We start from the raw sequence: 25,612 nt of genomic DNA on the forward strand, positions 1-25,612 counted from the left end.
TAAAAAGAGAGAGTATAAAAAGATATCAGTCTCCAGATTTAGGCAAAAATGGAATTAGCCAGTCTAAAAAGCTGTCTATGCTTCTTGTTTGTATATATAAGGTGCCGCTTCCATAAAATTCAGCAACAAGACCTTCTCCACCGAATATTGTGCTCTTAAGTCCACCTACTCTTTTTACTCTAAAATCAAGTCCTTCTGTGAAGGCTACTAAGTGGCCCGTATCTATGATAAATCTTTCGTTCCTCAGTTCTTTTTTATAAATTCCTCCAAAACTTGAAAGAAACACTGTACCTTCTCCACTTAATTTTAAAAGGAATAGGCCTTCTCTTGAGAAGAATGTCTTTGCACCACCAAATTTTGTGTTTATTTCAATAGTTTCTGAGCTTGCCAAAAATGCACCACTTTGAGCATACAATGTTCCCCTAATCTCTAATGCCTCTATATCTCCCATGTAAGCAGGTGCAAGGCCAATATTTCCTTTTCCTTCTTCGGCTCTAAAAGTATTTATGAAAATGCTCTCTCCACCAAGCATCGAACGTTTTAGGGCTTTAAAGACCCCTCCGGTTTTTGTTTCTATTTTTATGGTAGGGCTCATATGTACCATTGCACCGGGTTCAGCTTTAATGGCCTCTCCTTCTTCAAGCTCCACTTCAACCAAGCTAAAACTAGGTCGTTGAATAATTTCGTATCTCATTCATAACACCAAGAATAGGTGTGATTTGAAGTATATAAACTTTATTTGCTTTATTTTATATCTTCTTTTTTTATAAGGTTGTTATTGTATGGACAAAGATCCTGAAAGAAGCATTCGTGACATTTTGGTCCTATTGGCTTGCAAATACGTTTTCCATGATCTACCATTGCGTGATTTATATATATCCACAAGTCCTCCGGGATCAACTTTTTTAAATACTCCTCAACTTTCTCTGGTGCAACCGTTGGGGGAGCTAAGCCTAAGCGTTTGCTTATTCTGTTTACGTGGGTATCAACAGGGATAGTTTGTTTTCCAAATCCGTAAGCTAAGACAATGTTTGCACACTTTCTTCCGATTCCTGGAAGTTTCATAAGTTCCTCAATTTTATTCGGAACTCTCCCACGATATTCTCTCAAAATTATCTGGGAAGTTCGGACTATCCATTCCCCTTTGGTTTTCCATAGGCCAACACCATTGTTTCTTAAAAACTCTTGCATTTCTTCTACAGGTGCATTGGCAATGTTTTCAATATTCTTGTATTTTTTGAAGAGCATCTTCCCTACCTTGTTTGTAACCTCATCTCTCATTCTTTGCGAGATTATACAGTAAATGAGTGTTTTATAGGGATCTCCAGTTAGGAGTTTTTCTCTTTGATAGTGGTTTATCAGGCGTTTCACTATCTCTTTGGCTCTCCTTTTCTTCTCTTCCCAGTTTTCTTCAAAGGTGAATGAGTGTGAGTTTTTTGCCGCCATTATGGATCACCGCTATAATTCCATTTGAGGCCTTGGCCTTTTTGAGATTGTCGAACTTTTGGTTAAAAATCTTGTGCCCTTTTTGGTTTAAAATCAGAACTTCATTTTCAAGAAGTATCACGATCCATTTTTCAGAGAAAAGCACGTCTCTAATCTCTTTTTCAAAATCCAATGTTAGACTAAATATCTCCTCCTCAGTAAGCTCTATTTTCGTGTCCTTGTTTACCCTTATGAGTTTTGGTTCACTGTATATTACCTTAAATTGAAGGGCTTTTCCTAAAAGGTCTATCTCTACAGTATCTCCTTCTTTAACTTCTTTTCCTATAAGTTTTGCTCTTATGACCTCTATAAAATCAGGTGTTAAAGGAGCATCAAAAATCGGCTTTAATACAACTTTCATGAATTTCCACCCACTCAATATACTCACTGAATTATAATAAGGGTTTTGAACCACAAACTTTATAATCGAATATATCTTTTGATATATCTGGTGAGATATATGGAAAGACCAAAGTATAAAGGCCATCTTAAGCTCCTTATCCTTTATCTGCTAAAGGAAAAGCCACAACATGGGTATGGAATAATGTATGAGCTTGAAACTAGATATGGCATCCCAACTCCAAGTCCGGGGGCCATATATCCTATTTTATCAGGTTTAAAAAGAAATGGCCTGATTAGAGTAGCTGGGAAAGGTAAAAGAGAGAAGAAACTCTATCAAATAACAGATAGAGGGAAGGAATATCTTGATGAACATAAAAATGAGCTTTTTGAAGTTATCAGGATGATAGAATCCTTTAAGGAATTTAGAAGTCTTGGAGGGAATGAGCTCAAAGAAGCAATTAAGGAAGTTTTTATGGCCATTCCATCACTTACAGAGGAACAAAAAAAAGCACTTTCAGATGAGATTGAAGAATTTACGAGGAAAATTAGACTAATAATCTTAGGGGGGAAGTGAAATGTATGCTATTGAAGTTGAAAATTTGGTAAAGAAATATGGAGATTTTGAAGCTGTTAAAGGTATCTCATTCAAAGTAAATAAGGGAGAGATATTTGCATTTTTGGGTCCCAATGGGGCGGGTAAGACTACTACTGTTCATGTACTTACCACTCTCCTTAGATTAACCTCTGGAAAAGCCATTGTAGCAGGACACGATGTTGTAAAGGAACCAATGGAGGTTAGGAAAAAGATTGGCATTGTATTTCAGGATCCTAGCTTGGATAGAGAGTTGACGGCTTATGAGAACATGTATATTCATGGAAGAATTTACGGTTTAACTGGAAATAAATTGGAAGAAAAGATAGAAAGGCTCCTTAAATTTGTTGAATTGTGGGAGTTCAAAGATAAACCTGTAAAGATGTTCAGTGGAGGCATGCAGAGGAGACTCGAAATAGCACGTTCACTTCTTCATGAGCCAGAAATTCTTTTCTTGGATGAACCTACAATAGGTCTTGATCCTCAAACAAGAGCTCACATCTGGGATTACATTAAAGCAATGAAAGAAGAACACAATATGACGATTTTCTTGACAACACATTATATGGATGAGGCCGAACAGCTAGCAGACAGAATTGCTATAATTGATCATGGTAAGATAATTGCAGAAGGAACGGCCAATGAGTTGAAAAAATTGGTTGGTAATGATGTAGTTTATCTTAAACTTGAAGCTCTGGAAGAAGTTAAATGCTTAAAAGCGGAGTTTATTAAGGGTTGTAAAATTTTATCTGACGGAAAGGTGCAATTAGAAGTGGAAAATGCTGCAGAAGCTCTCCCAAAGCTCTTTACTTTGGTCCAGCACTTAGGAGTTAAAATTCTTGAGGTTACCTATCACAGGCCTACGCTTAATGATGTTTTCCTACACTTAACTGGGAGAGAGATAAGAGAAGAAAGTGGAGAAAATGCATTCAAGAGAATGGCTCGTATGAGGATGAGAAGGTGATGAAAATGAGGGCGTTTATCACTATGATTTACAGGCAGACAAAGCGTTTTTTTAGAGCACGGTCGAGGGTAGTAGGAATGATAATAAATCCTCTGATCTGGTTAGTGTTTTTTGGTCTTGGGTGGAGTAAAGTTTTCAACAATCCTATGGCTAGAACTATATTTGGAGGGGTTGATTATCTCACTTTCCTAGCACCGGGTATATTTGCTATGACCATATTCAATCAGAGTTTCGTGAGTGGTGTAAGCGTTATATGGGACAAGCAATTTGGCTTTTTAAAGGAGGTTCTGGTAGCACCAGCTTCAAGGAAAGAAACTATTCTAGGGAGATTAGCGGGAGATTCACTCCTCACAACAGTCCAAGGCCTTATAATACTCCTATTGACGTTCCTATTGGCAGAAAATCTTAAAATTTCCGGAATAATCCCTGCCCTTTTAATAGGCTTTCTGTTAGCTATAGCATTCTCTGGATTTGGAACAAGTCTGGCCCTTAAAATGGAAAGTATGGAAGGATTTCAGATGATAATGATGGTCCTAATGTTGCCACTCACGTTCCTCAGCGGGGCCATATATCCAATAGAAGCTATGCCAAGCTGGATGAAGGCTTTGGCTTATATAAACCCGCTAACCTATGCGGTGGACGGAGCTCGCTATTATCTCGTAGGAGCAAATGTTACCAAGTTTTCCATAACAATCGATTGGGCAGTGTTGAGTCTCCTTGCAGTTGTATTAGTCAGTCTTGCCATGGTGGAATTTGAAAAAGCAACTATTGATTGAGCTCTTTTTTATTTTTGAATTTTTCGTAACTTATTTTCAAGGCCTGTAATACTGGAAGCGATTGTCCAGCAAAAAATGTCAACATAGCTCCTCCGCCCGTGCTTATATGAGAAATTCCTTTTATATTGTATTGATATATGCTGGCTATACTATGCCCTCCTCCAACTATAGAAAATGCTTTGCTCTCTCCTATTGCTTTAAATACTTCTACTGTACCTTTAGCAAATTCTTCAATCTCAAAAACTCCCATTGGACCGTTGGCTACTATTATACTTGCTTCTTTTAGGATCTCGCTATACTTTTCTATTGTTCTGCTCCCAATGTCCAAAATTGGCCTTTCATCAAATATCCATTGTTTGTCACTTAGCAGGTCTATTTCTACTCTCTCTCCTTTGTATTCAACAGCAAAATCTACGGGGGTTCTTATATACGGATAAAATTCATTTAAAATAATTTCTGCTCGATCTACAAGTTTTATTAATCCCTTTTCATCTAGAAAACTGATATTGGCATCTCCTAGGTCAAAACCTTTAGCGAGGGTGAATACGTGTCCAACTAAACCTCCAGTTAAAATTAAATCTGCCTTCTCATTTCTTAAAACATTCTCTGCAACGTTTAAGGAATCTTCTACCTTGGCACCTCCAAGTACGTAGATTTTAGGTCTTTCTAAGCTTTCATAGGCCCTTGTTAAGGCTTTTATTTCTTTTTCCATTAGAAAACCGGGGATCATGGGCCTTATTCTTGCAAATCCAACTAATGAAGGTTGAGAGCGGTGAGCAGCAGCGAACGCCTCGTTTACAACATAGTCAATTAAGGGAGATAATTTTCTAACAAAATGGGTTCTCTCGCAATATTCCAGCGGATTTTGTTTTGTTTCTTCTGCTGCAAACCTAAGGTTTTCGAGCATTAAAACTTCACTGGGCTTTAGGGCCTTTATGGCGTCTCTTGCACATTTTCCAAAAATGTCATCCACGTATTTTACTTTCACACCCAGGAGAGAACTCAAAATTTCAGCATGTTGCTCTGTGGTCAAATAATCCTCCTCATAGGGTTTGCTTTGGTGAGTACCAATTACCACTTTTGCTTTATGCTCTAGCAGATATCGTATGGTATGCAGCACGGCTCTAAATCTGGCATCACTGATGATCTTCCCATCTTTTACAGGGGAATTAAGGTCTGCTCTGAGAAAAATGACCTTATCATGGTAATTGAAGTCTGATAGCCTGAACATGATCTCACCTGATTTTTGTAAATTTTGAGAAGTTAAAAGGTTATTCTAAACACTTATGGTGGTAATTGTTATATAAAGGCTTTGTGCTTCAGATGGGGGAAGGTGATTAGCTAAGATATGAGCGAATTGCATGCCAAAAGGAATTTATATTATAACTACCTAACTTTTGTTAACTGTGGAGAATAATCGGATGTGGTATCATGAAGTGGAGTTTAGAAATTTTACAAGAGGCCTCTCGGGAAATTCTAGTTGAAGCTTTGATAAATTTACTTGATAAAATGGGATTTAACAATGTAGAAAAAATTGAGAACCCAAAAGAGTGGGGTGTAGAAATCTTGGCCCTCAGGGATGATCCCATTGCAGGGTTTGAGAAATATGTAGTGAAGATCAAGCATGAAGCTTTAGCCTCTTCTCAGGATATTGAATCATTTGGCGAGGCAATAATGAGATCTAAGGCGGATAAAGGGATTTTTCTGGCAATACACGGGTTCACTAAAGATGCAAAACTGCTTGTGGGGAAAGAGTACAAGGGGAGGATGATTACGTGGGATGGTGAAAAGTTTATTGAAGAATTAAATGCGAGGGAAGTGCCAGTAAGTAAAGAGTTACTCGAAAAAATTGAGAGAAAAAGAGAGCAGGAAAAACTAGAAGAGAGACGTAAAGGAGCTTTGAAGGTAATCAAATTAGATGTTCCTCTTTTGTATCCTTTTTCTGCTGACAAAATCTTTGATCAAATAGTCTCTTTACTCGAAAGGGAGTATAAGATAAAAAAAGAGGACATTTTTTTGAAGAAGTTAACTTTAGAGGTTTTGGCAGCATATATCTTTTCTTGGTCCTCTCAGATGGATGAGAACATGAAAGATAAGGCTTTAGTCCCATCTAGAGATGAGATATTCCCCTTTGTGAGTAAGAATGGTGAATTGGAGAAAAGACTCTCTAAAGCACTTCTGGAGAGTGGTTCTGCCATTAAGGCAAGTGAGGTAAGGGTTGTTGAATCACTAACACCAAGTGAGGCAGTCTTACTTGTTAAATCAAAACTTGCAGAGGATCTAAAAGTCTCTCAAAGTAGCATCATACTGCATTCCCGGAAAAAGGTATATATCCCTCAAAAAGCGATGCTGGATTTGCAAGTTGGAGCAAATTTCGCAAAGGGAAGAGTGGATCTCAAGAGCAAAGAAGCTACTCTTAAAATAGAGCCTCTTCCCAAAGAGAAACTAATTGAGATTGCCAGAGAAGAATGTAGAAACTTACTTGGTGAGGATCTTGAGGATATCTCACTTAACATAAAGGATAATATTGCTATAATAAATGGTCAGGTTAGCAGGTTCCTTTTTGGGGCAGCTGTTCATATATACAGCGGGAGAGTTTTAAAGAGAAAATCAAAGATGAGGAAAGAAGCAATCCTTTCTGAGGTTTCTGATAGATATCCTGGAGGAAAAGTCATTTCTTTCACTGAAAAAGAGGATAAAGCAATAATTGACGTATTAACTCCAGAAGGTATTGTGGTTTTGGAATTTAATTTAGAAAATGGAGAGTATAATATTAAGGTCGAACTCTTACATCCGTACAATCTTGCAAAAACTGGAAAAGACCTTATTGAAAGCAATTTTGATATAAAACATCTTAAGCTTGGTGACTTTAAGGTTATTAACCACAGGAATATAGAGTTACTTCTAGAAAGCGAGGATGGGAAAGTTCTGTTAAAAGCCGATGGTAAAAGTGGGGATATCATGGATTATTTTGTCGAGATTAGTCCAAAAAAAGCCAGAAAAATAATCTTGGAAAAATACTCTGGATGGCGAATAAAGAAAATAGAAGAGTTAAAAGATAATTATAAAGCAGAATTAGAGAATGACAGACTCCTATTGAGAATTTCTCTTAGTAAAGATGGAAAGATACTAGAAGAGACTGATAAGCATCTAAAAGAGGAAGTTGCAAGAGAAATTGCAGAAAAATTCTTGGATGGGAAGGGCATAAGTGCGGAAATTAAAGAAATAAAGCTTGATGCCAACTGGCAGGTTAGGTTTGCAGGTGAGGAAAGAGTTGGGGAGATTCTCATAGAAAAGATCTCTGGAAAAGTTTTAAAGAGTGAAATTTTCCTGACGGAAACTGTGATTGAGGAGATGTATCAAAAACACGTACTGGAGAAGTTTAATGATAAAAATCTGAAAACAGAAACTATAATAGTTCACAAAGAAAAGGGATATGCAACTATAAAACTCTCTGGGGATGAGGCTTTTTATTATGCAAAACTTGATCTAAGAACAGGAAAATTACTGGAGGAAGATACAGTACCCAACAAGGGTTTAATAGCAAAAATAAAGAAATTGCAATTGGATGCAAAATATAAATAGGTGATCAAGTCATTAAAAGGCTCTCAATGAGCTTTATGGCCTCTACTATTTTTGTTTCTGGAACTTCTTCCTCCGGTAATTCTAGATTAATCACGAGTCTCTCCTCTTGTTCTCCCTCATCTAGGCCGTATACTTCAAGTTCTTCGATATCCACATCTTCGAAAAAATTCTCTATTTCTGGCCCTATGACTTTTTTGTCATTCCCGTAAACTTCCACTCTTATTAGGTCATCTTTGGATGAGGTCATAACTGCTATTTCATAATCTCCAATTTTCTTTGTGAATTTTATTATATTTCCATACCCTAAAACTTCTTCATTAAAACCAAGTTTTTTCATAACACTTCTCATTCTCTCAATCTTAGCTTTTATCCTGTTTAACAGTCTATCTCTCAATTTATAACTCTCTTCCAAGGCTCTTTTTATGCCTTCACTCGCCTTTTCAACCTCTCCTTCCCATATTCCAATCAGTTTTATACCAGAAGAAGTTGGCCGGAGTTCGATCTTCAAATTTTCTATATCAAAATCCTTTAAATCTTCGATTTTAAGCTCGCTAATACTGAGGATATCAAATTCAATTCGAACTAGATTCCCAAAGGCTTTTCCTCTAAATTTCAAAGGGCATCACCCTAAGAAGGGGAGGGGGAGGGGGTTTAAAAACCCTTCTATAATAGAAGAAAAAGAGTACAAAAATAAAGAATTCATTTCTTCTTCCTGTGGGCTATTAGGGGCAATAATGCAAGACTTATAATTGCTGCAGGCCCACATGTACCTCCAGACGTTGTTGTGGAGGATGAAGTAGGAGTTTCTGTTGTTGGAGAAGTTGTTTCCGGTGAGGTTGTTGAAGGGCTGGAAGTAGTTGATGAGGATGTTGGACTTTCAGTTGTACTTGGAGTTGTGGAAGTTTCTATTTCTCCAACGGTCATTTCGGAAGTCGCTTTGTTTCCATAGAAGTCTATTGCCACAGCTCTTATTACATATCCATCTGCATCTACTCCTGGAATCTCAGCCATAAAGTACTCTGCCTGTCCTCCACTGGTTTGAACTGCTGGATATTTCGTAACAACCCCATTTGCTTCAATTTCTACATAAATATCTTTGACTCCTAAGTTGTCTTTTAGGCTGATAAAGACTTTAAATGGTTTTCCTTTTGTGGGCTTGGATGGTGTAATGTAGGGGATATCTATTTGGGGCTTCTCTGTGTCTTTCCCTTTGCTTATAACGAGTTGGGATATTCCTTTGGGCACAGTGATTTCAAAGAGTTCATATGTTTTGTCTCCTATTTTTCTCTCTCCAAGAAGTTTGTATGTCACGTTTGTTACACTTGCGTCAACTTGAGCCCCATCTGGGATTTCAATGGCAAATTTTCCACTTTCTTCTCCCAACAAGTTAATGAATTTTACCGCACTGCCGAAATCAGTTGCCCATCTAGTGATAATAAACTCCTGCGGGACTGGTAAGGAGATAAAGTCGTTGAAGAGACTTCCAAACATCTTTTCCACTTCGGGGAGTTTAACATTTCCGTTCTCGTCTATCTCTACTACATTGGATCCGTACCATGTTGGACTGTAGTTTGGTTTTGATGGTGGATTGGGTTCTTTGTCTGGGGCTCCTGTTGTGGTTAAGGTAACGAACCAATGCTCATTTCCGTTTTTATCAACATAAACATGGAGCTTGTCGTGGTGTATATGTCCACTCATGATTAGTTTGATGTTGTACTTCTCCACATCCTGAAGGAACCTTCTTGCTATATCTAAGAATTCCTGGTTTCTTCCGAACCAGTAAAAGCTACCGTATTGTATCATCTCTTCCCAAGATTTGTCGTCAAAGGCCGTTCCCTCGATGTATCCTCCAATCCATCCTTCTGATCCAGAATACCAATATGGATGGTGAACAAGTACTATTGGGATTTTATCAGGGTGTTCCTCAAGAATGTTTTCCATCCATTCGAGCTGTTGCATAGAGGGGTGGGCTTCATCTCCATGAGAATCGAGAGCTATAATGAGGAACTTCCCTATGGTAATGTAATAGTCAGTTGGTCCTATTAGTTTGGGATAGTAGTTTGGCGGATCATCGTGGTTTCCTTTCACAATTATCGTTGGCCTTCCTGCTGCGGTTGTAGTGGAGATTATATCGAATAACATTTTATACGCCTTGCTGTCTCCAGCGGTATCAACAACGTCTCCAGTGGTTATTATGACATTAACTCTGTCATCCATACTCCAGTAAGTATAAGCACTATCTGTGGCAACATAGCTGTGAAGCGGAATTATCATGCCTCCGTCACATAGTTTTTGTATTTTCTGTATGCTTCCTTGGAAATATTCTCTGCATACGTAACCAAATTTGGCTCCACTTATGACGTGAGTATCACTTAAATGTGCAATCCTAAGTACCTGGGGGTATTCTTTGAGAACCCACACACCGTTGGGGATGATAATCTCTCCTTTACTTGACTTAACTTGAAGGAAATAGACATCTGGAACAACATTTTCTGGAATTTTTACCTTTAATGTAGCACCCTTCTCGATGATATCTAGCTCATATGGGCCATTCAAAACAGAGACTATTGAGAGAGAGGCTATGTCTACCTCATCCTGTGGTTGTATCTCCACAATCTCTCCTGGAAGTGCTACCACAGGAGCTCCGGGCATTGGATACTTCAAAACGTCTCCTGGAAGGGCTTCTGCACTTACTTGGTCTACATTAATTAAAGACAGGGTTAGAAGAATTAACAAGGAAGCAACTATTCTTCTCATGACATCACCAAAATAATAGCGATATTAAACATTAAAAAATTGTTGTTTGAAATAATTCAAGGATTCCATCTTAAAGCTGCTGTAGCAAACCCCATAATCTTTTCTGCAAGCTCATTTTTGCCTCCAAGTCGTTTGTAGGTTCTATATCCAACCCATATCTTTGAATATATATTTTGAGCTTCCTTCACGTGTAGTTTTCTTGTTGCCACATACAGTCTAGTGAGGTTTATTGCCATCTCAAGAAGGTAAAAATCTGCTCTACTGAGAGGGGGATTAGATATTGGGAACACCTCGATTCTTGAAGGGGTTAATGAGCATCTTAGGATTCGAGCTTCTCCAAGACTGTCTTTTATCAAGTCCTCTTGGAATTCTATTTTTCCCTCTATGTTAGGCAAGTTCTTTATTTTCTTTAAAGGAATTGTTTTGGAATCTTCCCACTCTAATTCACAGGGCAAGTTAAGAGCAGTTCTTACTAATATATCCACATCCCAAGTTATATGCAGCACGCCATAAGGGTGTTCTTTTATATCTTTGGCACTTTTTCCTTCAAATAGCTTAAAATAGAACTTGCTTCCTTTTTTAACGACACCTACTGGGGTGACATTGGATTTTGTGAGTAAAAGAAGTTCATACACTTTGCCTTCTTCAAACATTTCCATTCTAAAACCTCCAATAAAAAGAGGAAACTAGAGAGTCTTGGGAAGTACGAGGATGTCTTCTCTCTCTATGTAGAAAGTGACATCTCCCTGGGGTCTTAGGCCGATGACGTCCCTATCGTTTATTGTCCTAGATATTATTCTCATCTCTCCAAATAGTCCAACGACCTCTATGAAAAAGCCATAGTACTCTATTAAGTCCACTTTTCCAGTTATTGAAACAGCGTTTTCAATGGGGTGCAAGCTGATACGTTCAGGCCTTATGACCACCACAACTTTATCGTTCTCTCCGGTATAAGTTAGGCCATCGAGCTTGAATCCTTCAAACCGCACTGTTACTTTGTCCCCATCTCTTTCCACAACTTCCGCTGGGATTACGTTGGTCTTACCCATAAAAGAAGCAACAAATTCTGTTTTTGGCTGTTCATATATCTCTTTTGGAGTTCCTACCTGCTCTATTTGACCTATATTCATTACTGCGATTCTATCACTTATTGCCATAGCCTCTTCTTGATCGTGGGTAACATAGATAACCGTGATTCCGAGTTCTCGTTGTATCCTTCTTATTTCGGACCTCATTTCAAGTCTAAGTTTTGCATCCAAATTTGAGAGAGGCTCATCTAAGAGTAAAAGTTTAGGTTCAACTACGAGGGCCCTTGCTATTGCTACTCTTTGCTGTTGGCCTCCACTCAGCTGGGTTGGATATCTATCCTCATAACCTTGGAGCTTAACCAGTTCAAGTGCCCATTTTACTTTTCTGTCAATCTCTTGCTTTGGAAGTTTTTTTACTTTTAGACCATAAGCCACGTTGTCATAAACGGTCATATGGGGCCATAGAGCATAGTTTTGGAAAACTAGCACTGCTCCTCTTTCACTTGAACTTTTATACGTCACATCGTCGTCATCGAAATATAAATGTCCACTATCAGCAAAGTCTAGGCCAGCTATGATTCTTAAGGTGGTTGATTTCCCACACCCACTTGGACCAAGGAGAGTGAAAAGTTCTCCATCTTTTACGTGTAGATTAATGCCTTTTAACGCTACAGTCTCCCCAAATGTTTTTACTATATTCTCAAGTTTAACCTCGACCATTTTCTCACCTCATGTTAATCCAATGAATGAATATCTTTGTTTTGTGATAACATTAACAACCACGATTGCAGTTATCTGCACAACTATTAATAAAACTCCCAATGCTGCCGCAAGGTTTATACTACCTGCCGCTGACATTAGGACTTCTTTCATAAATGCTGTTATTGGGGCCTGTTCCATGTTTATTGAACCCAATGTTATCCCTACGCTTGTTTCACTCATGGAATAAACAAAACTAAGCATGCTCCCACCAAAGACGTTTAGGGAAATTAGAGGCATTAGTATTCCAGTGATAGTTCTCCATCTTGAAGCACCTAGGTTTATCGATGATTCTTCAAGGGATATATGAACCTGTTGCAAGCCGGCATAGACGGATCTAGCCGCAAATGGTAACCTTCTTATGGAATAAGCAAGTATCAAGACCAAAGCAGGATTAAACCCGTAGAGGGATGTTGGGTTTAGCGGCGAGTTCTCTGGAGTAATTACCGAGAAGAAGTAGAAGTATCCCATTGCCACAACTATTCCTGGTACTGCAATTGGGAGTATCACGATACTTTCTAGTACTGGACTTAAGGCTCCTTTGAATCTACTACTGGCATAAGAGGAGGTTATTGACAAGATAACTATTAGAATCACTGCAGCTCCTGAATAGGTTAAGCTGTTCACGATGAATCTTCTCACATCGGGATTTAGGATCATCTCTTTTATGTAATCTATGGTGAATCCTTGGGGCAGCACTGTAGTAGTCCATCTTTCTGAGAAGGCAAGCATAATAACGCCTAGCTGTGGAAAAATTGTGATTAGTAAAGCAGGTAGGAGAACTAAGTAAATTAAAAGAGCTTGCCATGTTTTTGGATCACTTACTCTTGGTTTCCACCTTCCACCCTTGCTAAGCATTGCATATTGCCTTAGGCTTACGTATTTTCTAATCCCGAGGAATGCTATTATGGCCAGTGTGAGCATTATTATTGAAAGGGCAGCTATTTCTGGACTTCTCTCTCCTAGGCCGTAGATGAATTTGCTAAATATCTGGTATGACATAAGTTTTTTAGCTAATGGATCAGCGTGGAAGACTACTGGAGCCGCTAGATCCTCAAGACTGAATATGAATACCAAAGTAGCACCTGCGGCGATTCCTGGCAGGGCCAGTGGGAAAGTGACGGTTCTGAAGAGTCGGAAACTCTTGCTTCCTAAGTTTTCTGCTTGTTCTTCTAAAGTTGGATCGATATTGATGAAGCTTGCATAGGCATTTAAATAAACTATTGGGTAATATGCCATTGATTGGGCCAGTACAACTCCGGCTAATCCATCTATTTTAATTCTAAAGGGAAGTAAGTGAAGAACTTCATGGAAGATATAGTTTATTAGCCCAAACTCACTGAACATTTGTTTTATAACATATGCGTTCACAAAGGGGGTTACTAAAAGGGGAATAAAAAGGGCAATCCTGAACAGGTTTTTCCCTTTAAAATTATATCTTGCCATTACAAAGGCAAATACAGTTCCTAAGATTGCAGTAAAGAGTGTTACTAATGCCGCAACAACAAGGGAATTAAGAACAACCCCAAAATCTACACCCCTGATTAAATACAAACTCTCACCAGTTGAAGTTGTTAATTTTTGAGCAAAATCCCCATGTGGGGGGAATTGGATATAATAAGAATCCATCAATATGCTTTTGAACCAATGAAAAGAGATGTTTCCATCATATGTAAATGCAATTAACAACATGGAAATCACAGGCACTATCAAAAACATCACTAAGTATAGTAATGGAAAAAGATAAGAAAAGGCGATAAGGGGCTCAAAAAGAGGAGTCCCAAAGACTCTTTCCCACCATTTGCTAACCTTCATCCTTGCACCTCCGCGAGGACACTTTGGTATTTTTGTCTTGCAGCATCTCTCCATATCTGCATTAAGGTATCTCTAAATGCAGGATCTTCAAGTTTGTCATTTATCTTCTTTGCATACTCTATTGTTAATGTAACCGTATTTCCAGTATCTGGATCTTTAAACCTGACTGGTTCTAAAAGTTTTGCTTTGAGTTCATTGTACTTGCTTTCGCTTATTTTTCCTTCTTTGTATGCTTTTACAAGGGCTGTCCAAGCCCTGTGGAGCTCTTGATTTGCATCCACAAGTGTCGCTTTGAAGTAAAACTGCATAGCGTTTGCAGTCACTAAGGCTTCATTGTCATCGAAGTCTATACCTTGTGTCTTAAGTGCACTCTCATAGGCCTTCTTTAAATCAGGTCTATTCTGGCCTTCGGGGGTATTAAAGACATCGGGATTAACAGGGAGTCTATTTATTTGTTCATCTAACCATATCCTTTGCCCTTCAGTAAGGACCCAGTAAATAAATGCTTGAGCAGCTTCTTTGTGTTGTGACTTGACGAGAACGGCTATGGGGTCACCATTTATTATACTCTGTCCTTTTGGAATGATATATTCACAGGAGGGATTGCTTTTCATTGCAATGTATCCGTAAAAGTCGATTGTGTTTCCAACACCTATGTCCCCGCCAATTACGGCCTCTCTAACAGCATCACTAGCATCATAGATTTTTGAGTTAGCGGCAATTAGGGTGAGTATCTTCCATCCTTCGTCCCATCCAAAAGCTTGAAGGATTATCTGATAAATCCTCGTGTTTGAAGTGCTTCTCGTTGGGTCAGCAATTCCCACTTGAGGCGGATCCATTGCGAAGGTCTCGCTAGCAAGGTCCTCCCATCTCTGAGGAACTGGGAGATTCCATCTTTTGAGAACATCATGATTTACAGTGAACCCAAAGGATGACAATGCAGCAGCTATCCAGTAAATCTTTCCATCGTCACCTTTCCTTATCATTGGCATTCCAGCAATTGTTTCTTGGATTTGGTTCCCAATTAGGCCCAGAACTTTTTGGTCTTCTATGGGTACTAGGTAATTGTTCCTGAAGAGACTATCAAATAGTGTTGGACCTCCCCCCCATCCCACATCGGCTCCTTTTTCTATGTAAGATGGCCAAAGGGATTCTGGGATTGGTATAAACCTTATATCTTTGATATTGTATTGTTTTGCTATATCACTTTGAAGAAATGCCTTTTTTGCTATTGTTTGGATTGTAACATCATGTCGTGTAAGAACAACTAAAGTTATTGGGCCTGTAGGAGTTGGGGAGGATGTAGAAGAGGTAGTTTGAGTGGAGGACTGTGTAGAAGTCGTTGTAGGCTCTGTTTCACTGGAAGTGGTAGATGGTGTGGAAGTAGATTCTCCACCAATGCATCCGGTGGCTAACACGCTTCCAATTAAAAGGAAAAGGATTATGAAACCATTTATTTTTTTCATATCTTCTCACCTGTCTAATGCTTCTTAGTCGGTTTTTTAAATTTTACCAAAAAATAATAAAACTAGACAAAACTAGAAAATTTTTTCATCATTTCTTTCTCTTTAGAAGTAATGGTATTAAAGCCAAGCCTATCAAGGCTGCTGGACCACAAATTCCTCCTTGGACGGTTTCTGTAGTTGTTTCAGTTTTAGTTTCGGTTACAGTTTCGGTTTTGGTTTCAGTCTTTGTAATCGTCTCAGTAACTGTAACAGTGATCGTTTCCTTGGACACCTGTTTTAATGCCCAATTAATCATATTTGTTACGAAGGTAGGTCCGTCAAGGTCGATACCATAGTATTTGGGTGACCAGGTGGGCTCATAGTCTCCATATGGGCTCTCAGCGCTGACAATTAGAACACTTTGTTTTCCATTATCAAATTTGATAATCTTTGCTGCTAAAAATGTGAATACTCCAGTATCTCCTGCCATATAAGCATTTGCGGGAGGCTCATTTGCTTCAGATATTTGAGCGTCTGGAGAGGTTTTTACTATCCTATAAACATTTTCTGGAACGTTTCCGTCAATTAGTGGTTGCCACTCACCGTTCTCATTAACCCATGCTACTACACCTGGTCCGTGATATAAAACTTTTCCTCCATACTTGAAACCGTTAGTTATCATTTCTTTATCAGGAGTCTCGTCGTCTGGCTGTACAAGTCCAATAACTCTATAAGGTTGGCCAGCGTTGCTAACAGGGTCTTGAATCTGACATTGATCAAGCCTAAGTTCTGAACCAAGCTGCTCAAGAACAGAGTTAACGATATCTATAGCGTTGACTCCACTGGATCCATAGTCACTATCTCCAGCAATCCAGAGAACTTTTCCCCCTTGGTTGAACCAGTTTACTATAGCTTGAATTTCATCTGGCTGGAATGGACTTGTGGGTTGTCCTAGGATTAACATATCAACGTTTGCAAGGGCATCGGAAGTTATTTTCTCTCCAAGGTGGGTTATCCCAAGAATATCTGCTGCTAAGGGGTCTCCAAAGTATCCCCATTGGACGTTTGTGATGGTTTTAACAATTCCGTGTGCGAGGGTTTTATTAGTCCCATATTCGAGAACGTCTTCTGCCAAGTATTTCTCGTTTTCTCCATGTCCTAAATCAACTGCAACTGTCGTTGCGCTGGCGAAAGCCGCCCCAAAAAGACCAAATAAAACAAAAACCGAAATTAATATTGAAAGCTTTTTCATGGTGTTCACCAGAGAATTCTATAGAACTTGAAAGTTATAAAATTTTTGACTTGCAGACACTTTTGTTCATTAATGTTCTTCATTGAGAAAAATACTTAAAAGACTCATGGTATAGTGGAATAAAGGTGGTGCATAATGGATATTGAGAAAAAAATAGAGCTTGTCTCTAGAAAACCAACTGAAGAAGTGCTTACTGTGGACAATTTGAAGGATCTTTTAGAAATGGGAATGCCCTTACAGCATTATATAGGGTTTGAGATAAGCGGTTACATTCATCTTGGCACCGGTTTGATGGCGGGAGCTAAAATAGCTGATTTTCAAAAAGCAGGAATTAAGACAAGGGTGTTTCTAGCTGATTGGCATTCATGGATAAATGACAAGCTTGGTGGAGATTTGGAGGTTATCCAGAAAGTAGCTTTAGGTTACTTCAAAGAGGGTATGAAACAGAGCATTAAAGTCATGGGAGGAGACCCGGAAAAAGTGGAATTTGTTCTAGCTAGTGAGATTTTAGAGAGAGGAGATTATTGGAGGACTATTATTGATATTTCAAAGAACGTTACTCTTGCAAGGATGATGCGGTCTATAACGATCATGGGAAGACAAATGGGAGAAGCGATAGACTTTGCAAAGCTTATATATCCAGCCATGCAGGTTGCTGATATTTTCTATCAGGGAGTTAACATTGCACATGCCGGAATGGATCAAAGAAAAGCCCATGTTATTGCCAGAGAAGTTGCGGAGAAGTTGAAATACCATCCACTTGTGTGGGATGGAAAAAAAGTTAAACCTATTGCTGTGCATCACCATCTCCTTTTGGGCCTTCAAGAGCCCCCAAAGTGGCCGATTGAGGGTGAAGAGGAGTTTAAGGAAATAAAGGCCCAAATGAAGATGAGTAAAAGTAAGCCTTATTCGGCAGTATTTATCCACGACACCCCAGAGGAAATAAAGCAAAAGCTTAGGAAAGCCTTCTGTCCGGCAGGAGAAGTTAACTACAACCCGGTACTTGATTGGGCTGAACATATAATCTTTAGGGAAGAACCAACAGAGTTTACAATTCACAGGCCAGCCAAGTTCGGAGGAGATGTAACCTACACCACTTTTGAAGAGCTCAAAAGAGACTTTGCAGAAGGGAAGCTTCATCCACTTGATCTAAAGAATGCAGTTGCAGAATACTTGGTAGAACTCCTCAAACCCGTTAGGGAGTACTTCGAAAAGCACCCAGAGCCTTTGGAGCTCATGAAAAGCGTGCAGATAACGAGATGACTCTTTTTCTCATTTTAAATTTTGAGAAAATTTCTTGGTGCGGGGGGCGGGATTTGAACCCGCGAACCCCTACGGGACGGGACCCTGAATCCCGCGCCTTTGACCAGGCTCGGCAACCCCCGCGTGTTAGTAAATGAGTCTTGTTGGGCTTTTAAATCTTTCTCATATGAAGAAGAGAAAGATTATTCGAGCCATATCTCTATTCTCTGAGCTCCTTTGCCTATACTTGAGCGTTTGAGTTTCTTTAAATGGCCAATCTCTTTAATGTCCTTTACGTGAGTTCCTCCACAGGGTAGGATTTCAAAGTCTCTAATCTGAGTGAGTCTTTTCTTTCCTTCCCACCAAACTTTAACCTCTCCACCCTCATCCACATATCTGTTAAATAACTCGATTATCTTCTCTTTGTGCTGGTTAATGTTCTCAGGGTACCTTATGTCATAACGTCCCTTTTCTGGATTCATGCCGCTCCCATGTGGTTCCCATGTTCCTTTTCCAAGAACTTCATATAGGATGTGATCTAAGAGATGCATTGCAGTGTGAATTCTCATTAACTTGTATCTTCTATCCCAGTCGAGTTTGAGCTCCACCTCATCCCCTACCCTAAACATTTCTGGGTTTTCTACAACATGCCAGATGTTTTCTTCCTCGTCTTTGTAAACATCTAAAACCTTAACTCCATTTATAGTGCCAGTGTCGTGGGGTTGGCCTCCTCCAGTTGGGTAGAAGATTGTCTGGTTTAAAAGGAGGGCGTTTTCTTTAATTTGGAGGACTTTTGCAGTCGCTTCTTTTAAATAGGGGTCTTCATAGTAAAGTTCCTTCGTCATAAGTACCACCTAAAAGAAATTAGAAAAAGAGGTTAAAAAATTGTCTATCTACCTTCTTTTCAGCATGAATACAGCCAGTCCAATGAGAATAATCGCCCCACCTATTCCTGCTATTTGCGTGTTGGTAAGATTTAGGCCTTCACTCTTTCCTGGTAGTGTATAACGAATGTATGCACGAGTAACATTTCCTAAAAGTGCCTGAATGTCTTCAAATGGCGCTCCATATCTCACGAATACATTTGCAGTAATTATGATTTTGTTTCCATCTACTAAAGTCGTCAGTATATATTTATTCCCTTTTATTTCATTGCTTGTATTTTGTGGAATGTCTATGATGGTGGCTGTTGAGGGCAGAATAAACTCTATTTTTAAGCTTTGATTAATGGCATTTTGGGCCCTATATCCTAGCTGGGATGGATTTAGAAGGGTCGGATCGAAGGAGTATTGGTATGTTCCATTTACTAGTTTTGTGAAGTTTTTCAGGATGTAATTTGCCTCTATTGTTAATGGTCCTTCCTTTTTCCAGACCTAAAATGGTTGCATTAGCATTCTCGACTTGAATACCCTGCGCAACCATTCCTTGGAGGTAGTTTTGGAGTATCATGTTTGTTACATTTTGGACTCCCAATAGGTTTATTTGGAGTTTCATAAGCTCTATCTGATCCTTTGGTTCAAAATATGTTTCTCTAACTAGAAGATTAGTTGTTCCATCCTCTGAAATCTCTGCTTTTAAGTATTGTTCTGTTTTTACAGGTTGATATGATTCTTCTCCTTTGTATGGTGTTTTATAGTGAATGTAGAATGCACTATATTCACCAAAAAGAGCTTTAAAACCCTCGGGAGAGAGGTTCTCTTCTAAATACAAGTCAGAAGTGATAGTTATTGTATTCCCCTCGACCTTTGAGCGTACATAGAATTTACTTTGGTTGAATTCTCTTGTGTAGGCTTGTGGATAGTCAACAAGTTCTGCCCCTTCAGGTAGTTCAATTATAAACATATTGTGTAACTCCATCTTTTGAGGTAATCCGGTATCTGGAATTGGCATTGTTCCATATCCTCTTGTAGGATCCACTATTACCTCCCAGTAATCATTGTAAGAGTAATATTTGGCAAAGCTCCGAGCATAAGCTGTGAAGACTACGGTAAAGTTGTCTTCTTTAATGCTTGCTAATTTAAAAGTTTGATTCTCTGTTTTAATGCCCGCATTAGCGAGGCTTGCAATGTAATTATCAAGTTGTTCTTTTTCGAATTTTGCTATTGCCTCCTCATCACTGAGGTTGGTTTGGTTCAATATACTGGCTATCTCTTGGTTTATTATATCCTTAGGACCTAATATTGAGGTTTTCACAGTTATTTGAGCATCTCCATTCTGCAATATCTTGATCTTAAGTGTGAATTCTTCTTTATAATAATCCGCAGCCTCTGCATGAACGAGAGAGAGACCCAAAAGTAGAATTATTAAAATACTTACTGCCTTTCTCATCACTATCCCCCGATTTTTATTCTAAAAAATCAGATGGTGGGTTAGTATTTAACTCTATCTATTCAAAAAGTGGTCTCTTCTTTACCCTAAAGGGTGGAACATTCAAAGGAAAAAAGTAAGAAGAGAAGGTCACCATCTGCTCTCGTCGAGTTCTCCCTCAGTTTTTGTAACAATTGTAGTTCCAACCAAGTCGCCAGTGACGTTAACCATTGTCCTACCCATGTCCAAGATGGCGTCAATCCCAAGAATCATTGCATAAGCTAATGCGACGGCAGTTCCGGGTTCTAATGATAACCCTACACTTTCTAAAACCATTGCTAGCATTATTGCTCCAGCTCCTGGAACACCAGCAGTTCCAATTGAAGCCAAGACTGCTGTAAGAACTATTACTAACTGTTGACTGAATGGTAGGGGTTGTCCAATTGCAAAAGCTATGAACATTGCACAAACACCCTGGTATAAGGCTGTTCCATCCATGTTGATTGTTGCTCCTAATGGGAGTGTGAAGGAGTAAATGCTCCTTGGCACACCCATGTTCTCTTCAGCAACTCTCATTGTTACTGGTAAAGTACCGCTTGAGCTTCTTGTAACGAAAGCCGTAATCATGGCGTCTTTGGCTTTGTTAAGGAACTTGATTAAGTCCAAGCCAAAGAATTTTAGGAGGATTCCATAAACTAGCGCTATTTGTATTATTAAGCCCAAGTATACTGCAAGGGTTACTTCAGCGAGAGGCCCAACAACTTTTACTCCTTGGGTTGCCATGATGTATGCTATTAATGCAAATACACCTATCGGAGCGTACTGCATGACTCCTCTAACAATCTTGTACATTGCCTCAGCAAGACCGTCAAAGGCGTTGTAGAGTGTTGTTGCTGAGTTCTTGATTCTTTCATTTTCACTGGTCATGAGGTAACTTAGTGCTATTCCCAATACAATGGCGAAGAATATTGTTGGGAGAACTGCACCACTTGATAATGCTCCAAATGGGTTTGTAGGTACTATGTTCAGGAGAGTATCCACAAGGGATGGGGCTGTTGCTTCTATAGCTTTACCTTCGCCCGTGCCGAGTTCAAGTCCAAGACCAGGCTTGAAGAGGTTGGCCATTATGAGTCCTATGAACACTGCAAAGGCTGATGTTATTAGGTAGTAGATCACTATCTTTACACCTACCCTTCCAAGTCTTGCTGGACTTATGCTTGCAGCACCCACGACCAACGAAGCCAGGACTATTGGCATCACTAACATCTTCAAGAGTCTAACAAAAAGATCTCCAAGGGGTTTTATTGCAGTAGCTGCTCCGGGATGGCCGATGGCCCCCACTATCAATCCATAGACTGCACCCAAAACCAACCCAATAAATATCTTCCTCAAAATGGGTATTCTAAATAGCTTTTCAAGAGCCCCATAAGGGCTCACCTCCTTGTATCGCTGTTACATTTCAGATTTATGCGGGGAATATTTGTACATTAAGGTATATAACTTTTTCCAAAAATCGGGAAAAAAGGAGAAAATGTTATTCAAACCTCAATGATACATCTCCGTAGAGAATTTTTTCTTTCTTTCCATCCTCAAGTTCAAGGATCAAAGCACCAAATTCGTCAATATCTAAAGCCTTTCCAGTTAGGGTTTTGTCTTCTGTTATTAGTTTTACCTTTCTTCTTAAAATAGCATTTTCTCTCCATTTCTGGAGGATAAGAGCATCTTTCCCTGCCAAAAATTCTCTATACCAATGTTCTAGGCGTTCTACAAGAATCTTAAAAACTTCTATAATGGGTATCTCCACTCCTAATACCTCTCTTAACGAGGTGGAAGTACTCACGAGCTCTTGGGGTAAGGAATTGTTAACATTCATACCGATGCCTAGAACGATGTAGTAAACCTCTTTCTCGGAGAAACTTCCTTCTACTAGGATTCCACATATTTTCTTTTCATTAACAAGTACATCATTAGGCCATTTTATTTTTCCTTCAATTCCAAGCTGTTCAAGGGTTTCAACTACTGCTAGGGCTCCAAGAAAAACGAGTTTTATCATATGTTCTGGGGTGGTATTTGGCTTTAGAATAACACTCATCCAAAGTCCCCCTTGAGGGGAGGCCCATGCTCTAAATTTTCTTCCATATCCAGTCTCTTGGACATCTGCCACTATTACTGTGCCCTCTTCTTCATGAGCAGCAATTCTCTTTGCGTATTCGTTAGTTGAGTCTATTTTCTTGAAGTAGATAATCTTTTTACCGATCAGCTGTGTGTTAAGTTCCAACATGATTTTCACCGGAAATATTTGGTGTTAAAGAGCTATTTAAGTTAACGATAAGGTTTAAATTCTAAAAAGGTAATGTATCACTAGAGGTGATTAGCATGGAATCTTACAACAATATTGGGATAAAGAGGAGACTAAGGAGATTCTTTAGAGGAGATGGAAGGGCCTTGATTTTTGCAATGGATCATGGATTTGAACATGGTCCAACAGATTTTGAAGAGACTTGGGAGCACATTAATCCAAGTGTTATTATTAGAAAGGTTGCACGGGCAGGGATTGATGGCGTTATGATGCTTCCAGGAATAGCTAGGATTGCTGGAAACGAGCTTATTGGGAAAGAGGTAGGGCTGATGGTAAAGCTTACTAGCAAGACCGAACTTAGGCCAAAAGAGGAGTGGCTCATGCAAGATCAACTTGGTTTTGTAGAGGACGCAATTAAGCTTGGTGCTGATGCTGTGGCGGCAACAGTTTATTGGGGAAGTCCGTATGAGGGAGCTATGATGAGGCAGTTTGCGGAGATAGCCAGTTATGCTCATGATTTGGGGTATCCTGTTGTTCAATTTGCATATCCAAGAGGCCCCTACATTAATGAAAAGTACGGAAAAAAGGAAGATTATCGAGTGGTGATGTATGGAGCAAGGGCCGCTGCAGAGATTGGAGCAGACATGATTAAAACTTATTGGACAGGTTCGAGAGAAACATTTGCCAAAGTTATTGATGCTGCGTCCGGTGTTCCAGTTCTCTTAAGTGGAGGCGCAAAGACTGACAACCCCTTGGACTTCTTAAAGCTTGTCTGGGAAGTCATTGAAGCTGGAGGAAGTGGAGCTGTTGTAGGTAGAAATATTTTCCAAAGAAAGAACCCAGAGACATTTATAAAGGCCCTTTTGAGGGTTATACATAAAAATGAAGAGCCTGAAGAGGCAGCTAAAGCTGAAGGCCTGGTTTGATGTACATATTTTATTTTCTGGCTGCAATGTATAATCACGTTCATAATTTTTCTTTTTTGGGCCTTGGTGGCCAATATAATCTTAATTTGCTAAAGACAAGGGTTATAAAGGTCAATTTTAAATGGGACTTGAGGTGAGTGAGGATGGTTAGGATAATAGATACTACTCTTAGAGATGCTCATCAATCGCTTATTGCAACAAGGCTCTCAACAAGCGATATGCTCCCAATAGCCGAGAAGATGGACGAGATTGGCTTTTACTCTATGGAAGTCTGGGGAGGGGCAACTTTCGATGCCGCCCTACGCTTTTTGAGAGAAGATCCTTGGGAGAGACTAAGAGTCTTAAGAGAGCACATAAGGAAAACAAAGTTTCAGATGTTGCTTAGAGGACAGAATGTTGTGGGATATAAGCATTACCCAGACGATGTTGTGGAAAAGTTTGTTGAGCTTGCGCACAAAAATGGAATTGATATTTTTAGGGTCTTTGACGCCTTGAACGACGTTAGAAACATGGAAAAAGCAATTAAAAAAGCCAAAGAAGTTGGAGCAGAGGTTCAGGGAGCAATAAGTTATACTACTGGAAAGATCTTCACGTTGGAGTATTACCTTCAGAAAGTTGATGAACTTATTGAGCTTGACGTTGATTACATAACAATTAAGGACATGGCCGCCCTTTTGGATCCTCAGACGGCTTATGAACTTGTGAAAGAGATTAAAAACCGCTATGGAGTAAAAGTTAACGTTCATACCCATGCGACGAGTGGGTTAGCTTCGGCAACCTACTTGAAAGCCGTTGAGGCTGGAGCAGATTATATAGACACGGCTATTTACCCACTTGCTAATGGGACCGCTCAGCCTGCAATCCAGAGCATTTATTACTCTCTGAGAGAAGAGGATAAGCCCAAGATTGACATGAAGTTAATCTTTGAAATATCCAGATACCTAAGGAAGCTCTTAGACGAAAAATACGAGCACTTACTGAACAAGAGAGCACTCCATGGCGACCCGAACGTTTTGATTCATCAAATTCCAGGCGGAATGTACTCCAACTTAATAAAACAATTGAGCGAGCTTAAAGCCTTGGACAAACTCGATGAAGTTCTTGAAGAAGTTCCTAAGGTCAGGGAGGATCTCGGCTACCCACCGTTAGTTACACCCACATCCCAGATAGTTGGAACTCAAGCGGTTTTTAATGTTCTGTTTGGTAGGTATAAGATGATAACTGAGGAAACGAAGAATTACGTTAAGGGTCTTTACGGAAGGCCTCCAGCTCCAATAAAGGAGGAAATCAAGAAGCTTATTCTTGGTGATGAGGAATCTATAAGCGTTAGACCAGCAGATTTGCTTGAACCCATGCTTGAGAAAGCGAGAAAAGAACTTGAGGAAAAGGGCTACCTTGAGAGGGAGGAAGACGTGGTAACTTACTGCCTCTTCCCACAGGTGGCTTTGGAGTTCTTTGAACTTAGAAAGCAAGGAAAATTAAGGCCAGTTGAAGAAAAACCCAAAGGGAAGGTAATAAAGGTTTATGTGGGTGGAAGAGAGTATGAGGTTGGCGTTGAAGGAGTAAAGCTTGAGGCTTTGGCAATGCCGAGTTATGCTCCTTCAGAAGTTTCAACTCAACCTGTGAGTGCTCCTTCTGCTCCGGTATCGACTCCTTCAGCTCCTGTTGAAGTTCCCACAGCACCGGCACCAACTGCCGCTGGTGAGAATGTTGTCACTGCTCCGATGCCTGGAAAGATTTTGCGTGTTTTAGTTCGAGAGGGTGATCAAGTTAAGGTTGGCCAGGGGTTGCTTGTTTTGGAAGCCATGAAAATGGAGAATGAAATCCCCTCACCAAAAGATGGTGTTGTGAAGAAAATACTAGTGAAGGAAGGCGACACAGTCGACACCGGACAAACACTAATAGAACTCACTTAGAGCCTCGGCTTGTCTTTTCTAAATTTTCATTTTTGATTTTTTTGCCCTAAATTGTAAGGAAATTTGGCTGTTTTCGTCCATTTTTTGGTAAATTTATCAAAAAATACTCTAAATTTCCGAAA

The 25,612-nt window shown here is 39.5% G+C and carries 23 protein-coding genes and 1 tRNA gene; 7 read left to right on the plus strand and 17 right to left on the minus strand.

The genetic code is table 11. The annotated features are described in order from the left end of the window. Window positions 1–25: 25 nt before the first annotated feature. From TSIB_RS01015 to TSIB_RS01025, 3 genes are read right to left on the minus strand one after another with little or no spacing between them, the layout of a single operon-like run. On the minus strand, window positions 26–694 hold the full coding sequence (locus TSIB_RS01015; protein ID WP_048160139.1) for a TIGR00266 family protein: 669 nt from the start codon (window positions 692–694) through the stop codon (window positions 26–28). Between the two features lie 50 nt (window positions 695–744). Continuing rightward, window positions 745–1,446 (minus strand): endonuclease III domain-containing protein, encoded by a 702-nt coding sequence (locus TSIB_RS01020; RefSeq protein ID WP_012766238.1) that lies wholly within the window; start codon window positions 1,444–1,446, stop codon window positions 745–747. Continuing rightward, window positions 1,412–1,846 carry a DUF6849 domain-containing protein gene (locus TSIB_RS01025; RefSeq protein ID WP_012766239.1) on the minus strand — a complete coding sequence of 145 codons (435 nt, stop codon included), beginning with the start codon at window positions 1,844–1,846 and terminating at the stop codon, window positions 1,412–1,414. Before TSIB_RS01025 ends, TSIB_RS01020 begins: the two co-directional genes overlap by 35 nt. Before the next feature lie 99 nt (window positions 1,847–1,945). Here TSIB_RS01025 and TSIB_RS01030 point away from each other — a divergent pair, with 99 nt between their 5' ends. From TSIB_RS01030 to TSIB_RS01040, 3 genes are read left to right on the plus strand one after another with little or no spacing between them, the layout of a single operon-like run. Further along, on the plus strand, window positions 1,946–2,401 hold the full coding sequence (locus TSIB_RS01030; RefSeq protein WP_048160140.1) for a PadR family transcriptional regulator: 456 nt from the start codon (window positions 1,946–1,948) through the stop codon (window positions 2,399–2,401). Between the two features lies 1 nt (window position 2,402). Further along, entirely contained in the window at window positions 2,403–3,383 is a 981-nt protein-coding gene (locus tag TSIB_RS01035) for an ATP-binding cassette domain-containing protein (RefSeq protein ID WP_012766241.1), read from the plus strand. Window positions 3,384–3,388: 5 nt separating this feature from the next. Further along, entirely contained in the window at window positions 3,389–4,159 is a 771-nt protein-coding gene (locus TSIB_RS01040) for an ABC transporter permease (protein ID WP_048160141.1), read from the plus strand. Here TSIB_RS01040 and TSIB_RS01045 read toward each other — a convergent pair. Further along, window positions 4,149–5,390 carry a phosphoglycerate kinase gene (locus tag TSIB_RS01045; RefSeq protein ID WP_012766243.1) on the minus strand — a complete coding sequence of 414 codons (1,242 nt, stop codon included), beginning with the start codon at window positions 5,388–5,390 and terminating at the stop codon, window positions 4,149–4,151. The genes TSIB_RS01040 and TSIB_RS01045 overlap by 11 nt on opposite strands. 200 nt (window positions 5,391–5,590) lie before the next feature. Between TSIB_RS01045 and TSIB_RS01050 the strand changes: the two genes are divergently transcribed. After that, window positions 5,591–7,744 (plus strand): restriction endonuclease, encoded by a 2,154-nt coding sequence (locus TSIB_RS01050; RefSeq protein ID WP_012766244.1) that lies wholly within the window; start codon window positions 5,591–5,593, stop codon window positions 7,742–7,744. 4 nt (window positions 7,745–7,748) lie between these two features. Here TSIB_RS01050 and TSIB_RS01055 read toward each other — a convergent pair whose 3' ends face one another. From TSIB_RS01055 to TSIB_RS01085, 7 genes are all read right to left on the minus strand, one after another. Further along, window positions 7,749–8,360, minus strand: coding sequence for a hypothetical protein (locus tag TSIB_RS01055; RefSeq protein WP_012766245.1), 612 nt, complete (start codon window positions 8,358–8,360; stop codon window positions 7,749–7,751). 83 nt (window positions 8,361–8,443) lie between these two features. After that, on the minus strand, window positions 8,444–10,501 hold the full coding sequence (locus TSIB_RS01060) for a metallophosphoesterase (RefSeq protein ID WP_012766246.1): 2,058 nt from the start codon (window positions 10,499–10,501) through the stop codon (window positions 8,444–8,446). A 56-nt stretch (window positions 10,502–10,557) separates the two neighbouring features. Then, entirely contained in the window at window positions 10,558–11,160 is a 603-nt protein-coding gene (locus TSIB_RS01065; protein ID WP_012766247.1) for a DUF447 domain-containing protein, read from the minus strand. Window positions 11,161–11,187: 27 nt separating this feature from the next. Beyond that, on the minus strand, window positions 11,188–12,249 hold the full coding sequence (locus tag TSIB_RS01070; protein WP_012766248.1) for an ABC transporter ATP-binding protein: 1,062 nt from the start codon (window positions 12,247–12,249) through the stop codon (window positions 11,188–11,190). Between the two features lie 9 nt (window positions 12,250–12,258). Further along, a complete protein-coding gene (locus TSIB_RS01075; RefSeq protein ID WP_012766249.1) occupies window positions 12,259–14,103 on the minus strand; it encodes an ABC transporter permease in 1,845 nt (614 codons plus the stop codon). Continuing rightward, complete coding sequence (locus tag TSIB_RS01080; RefSeq protein WP_012766250.1) at window positions 14,100–15,569, minus strand: ABC transporter substrate-binding protein; 1,470 nt, start codon at window positions 15,567–15,569, stop codon at window positions 14,100–14,102. The genes TSIB_RS01075 and TSIB_RS01080 overlap by 4 nt, the downstream gene beginning before the upstream one ends. Before the next feature lie 88 nt (window positions 15,570–15,657). Then, window positions 15,658–16,800: a CGP-CTERM sorting domain-containing protein gene (locus TSIB_RS01085; RefSeq protein WP_012766251.1), complete on the minus strand. Its 1,143-nt coding sequence runs from the start codon at window positions 16,798–16,800 to the stop codon at window positions 15,658–15,660. Between the two features lie 135 nt (window positions 16,801–16,935). On the opposite strand from TSIB_RS01085, the gene TSIB_RS01090 reads away from it, so the two are divergent. Next, window positions 16,936–18,063: a tyrosine--tRNA ligase gene (locus tag TSIB_RS01090; RefSeq protein WP_012766252.1), complete on the plus strand. Its 1,128-nt coding sequence runs from the start codon at window positions 16,936–16,938 to the stop codon at window positions 18,061–18,063. Between the two features lie 35 nt (window positions 18,064–18,098). Here the strand turns inward: TSIB_RS01090 and TSIB_RS01095 are convergent. From TSIB_RS01095 to TSIB_RS01115, 6 genes are all read right to left on the minus strand, one after another. Then, window positions 18,099–18,186: transfer RNA gene (locus TSIB_RS01095), tRNA-Leu, on the minus strand. Between the two features lie 59 nt (window positions 18,187–18,245). Further along, on the minus strand, window positions 18,246–18,887 hold the full coding sequence (locus TSIB_RS01100) for an alanyl-tRNA editing protein (RefSeq protein ID WP_012766253.1): 642 nt from the start codon (window positions 18,885–18,887) through the stop codon (window positions 18,246–18,248). 48 nt (window positions 18,888–18,935) lie between these two features. Next, window positions 18,936–19,118, minus strand: coding sequence for a hypothetical protein (locus TSIB_RS10530; protein ID WP_012766254.1), 183 nt, complete (start codon window positions 19,116–19,118; stop codon window positions 18,936–18,938). A gap of 166 nt (window positions 19,119–19,284) precedes the next feature. After that, window positions 19,285–20,370, minus strand: a complete 1,086-nt coding sequence (locus tag TSIB_RS01105) for a hypothetical protein (RefSeq protein WP_012766255.1) — start codon at window positions 20,368–20,370, stop codon at window positions 19,285–19,287. Between the two features lie 129 nt (window positions 20,371–20,499). Further along, window positions 20,500–21,741 carry a dicarboxylate/amino acid:cation symporter gene (locus TSIB_RS01110; protein ID WP_394295181.1) on the minus strand — a complete coding sequence of 414 codons (1,242 nt, stop codon included), beginning with the start codon at window positions 21,739–21,741 and terminating at the stop codon, window positions 20,500–20,502. Window positions 21,742–21,883: 142 nt separating this feature from the next. Beyond that, entirely contained in the window at window positions 21,884–22,630 is a 747-nt protein-coding gene (locus TSIB_RS01115) for a biotin--[acetyl-CoA-carboxylase] ligase (protein ID WP_012766257.1), read from the minus strand. A gap of 95 nt (window positions 22,631–22,725) precedes the next feature. Between TSIB_RS01115 and fba the strand changes: the two genes are divergently transcribed. Both fba and oadA read left to right on the plus strand, forming a co-directional pair. Beyond that, the gene (fba, locus tag TSIB_RS01120; protein WP_012766258.1) at window positions 22,726–23,574 is read left to right on the plus strand and encodes a class I fructose-bisphosphate aldolase; all 849 of its coding nucleotides are present in this window, start codon (window positions 22,726–22,728) and stop codon (window positions 23,572–23,574) included. 143 nt (window positions 23,575–23,717) lie between these two features. After that, a complete protein-coding gene (oadA, locus tag TSIB_RS01125) occupies window positions 23,718–25,490 on the plus strand; it encodes a sodium-extruding oxaloacetate decarboxylase subunit alpha (protein ID WP_012766259.1) in 1,773 nt (590 codons plus the stop codon). Window positions 25,491–25,612: the final 122 nt, after the last annotated feature.

Source organism: Thermococcus sibiricus MM 739, from assembly GCF_000022545.1.
Lineage (GTDB): Archaea > Methanobacteriota_B > Thermococci > Thermococcales > Thermococcaceae > Thermococcus_A > Thermococcus_A sibiricus.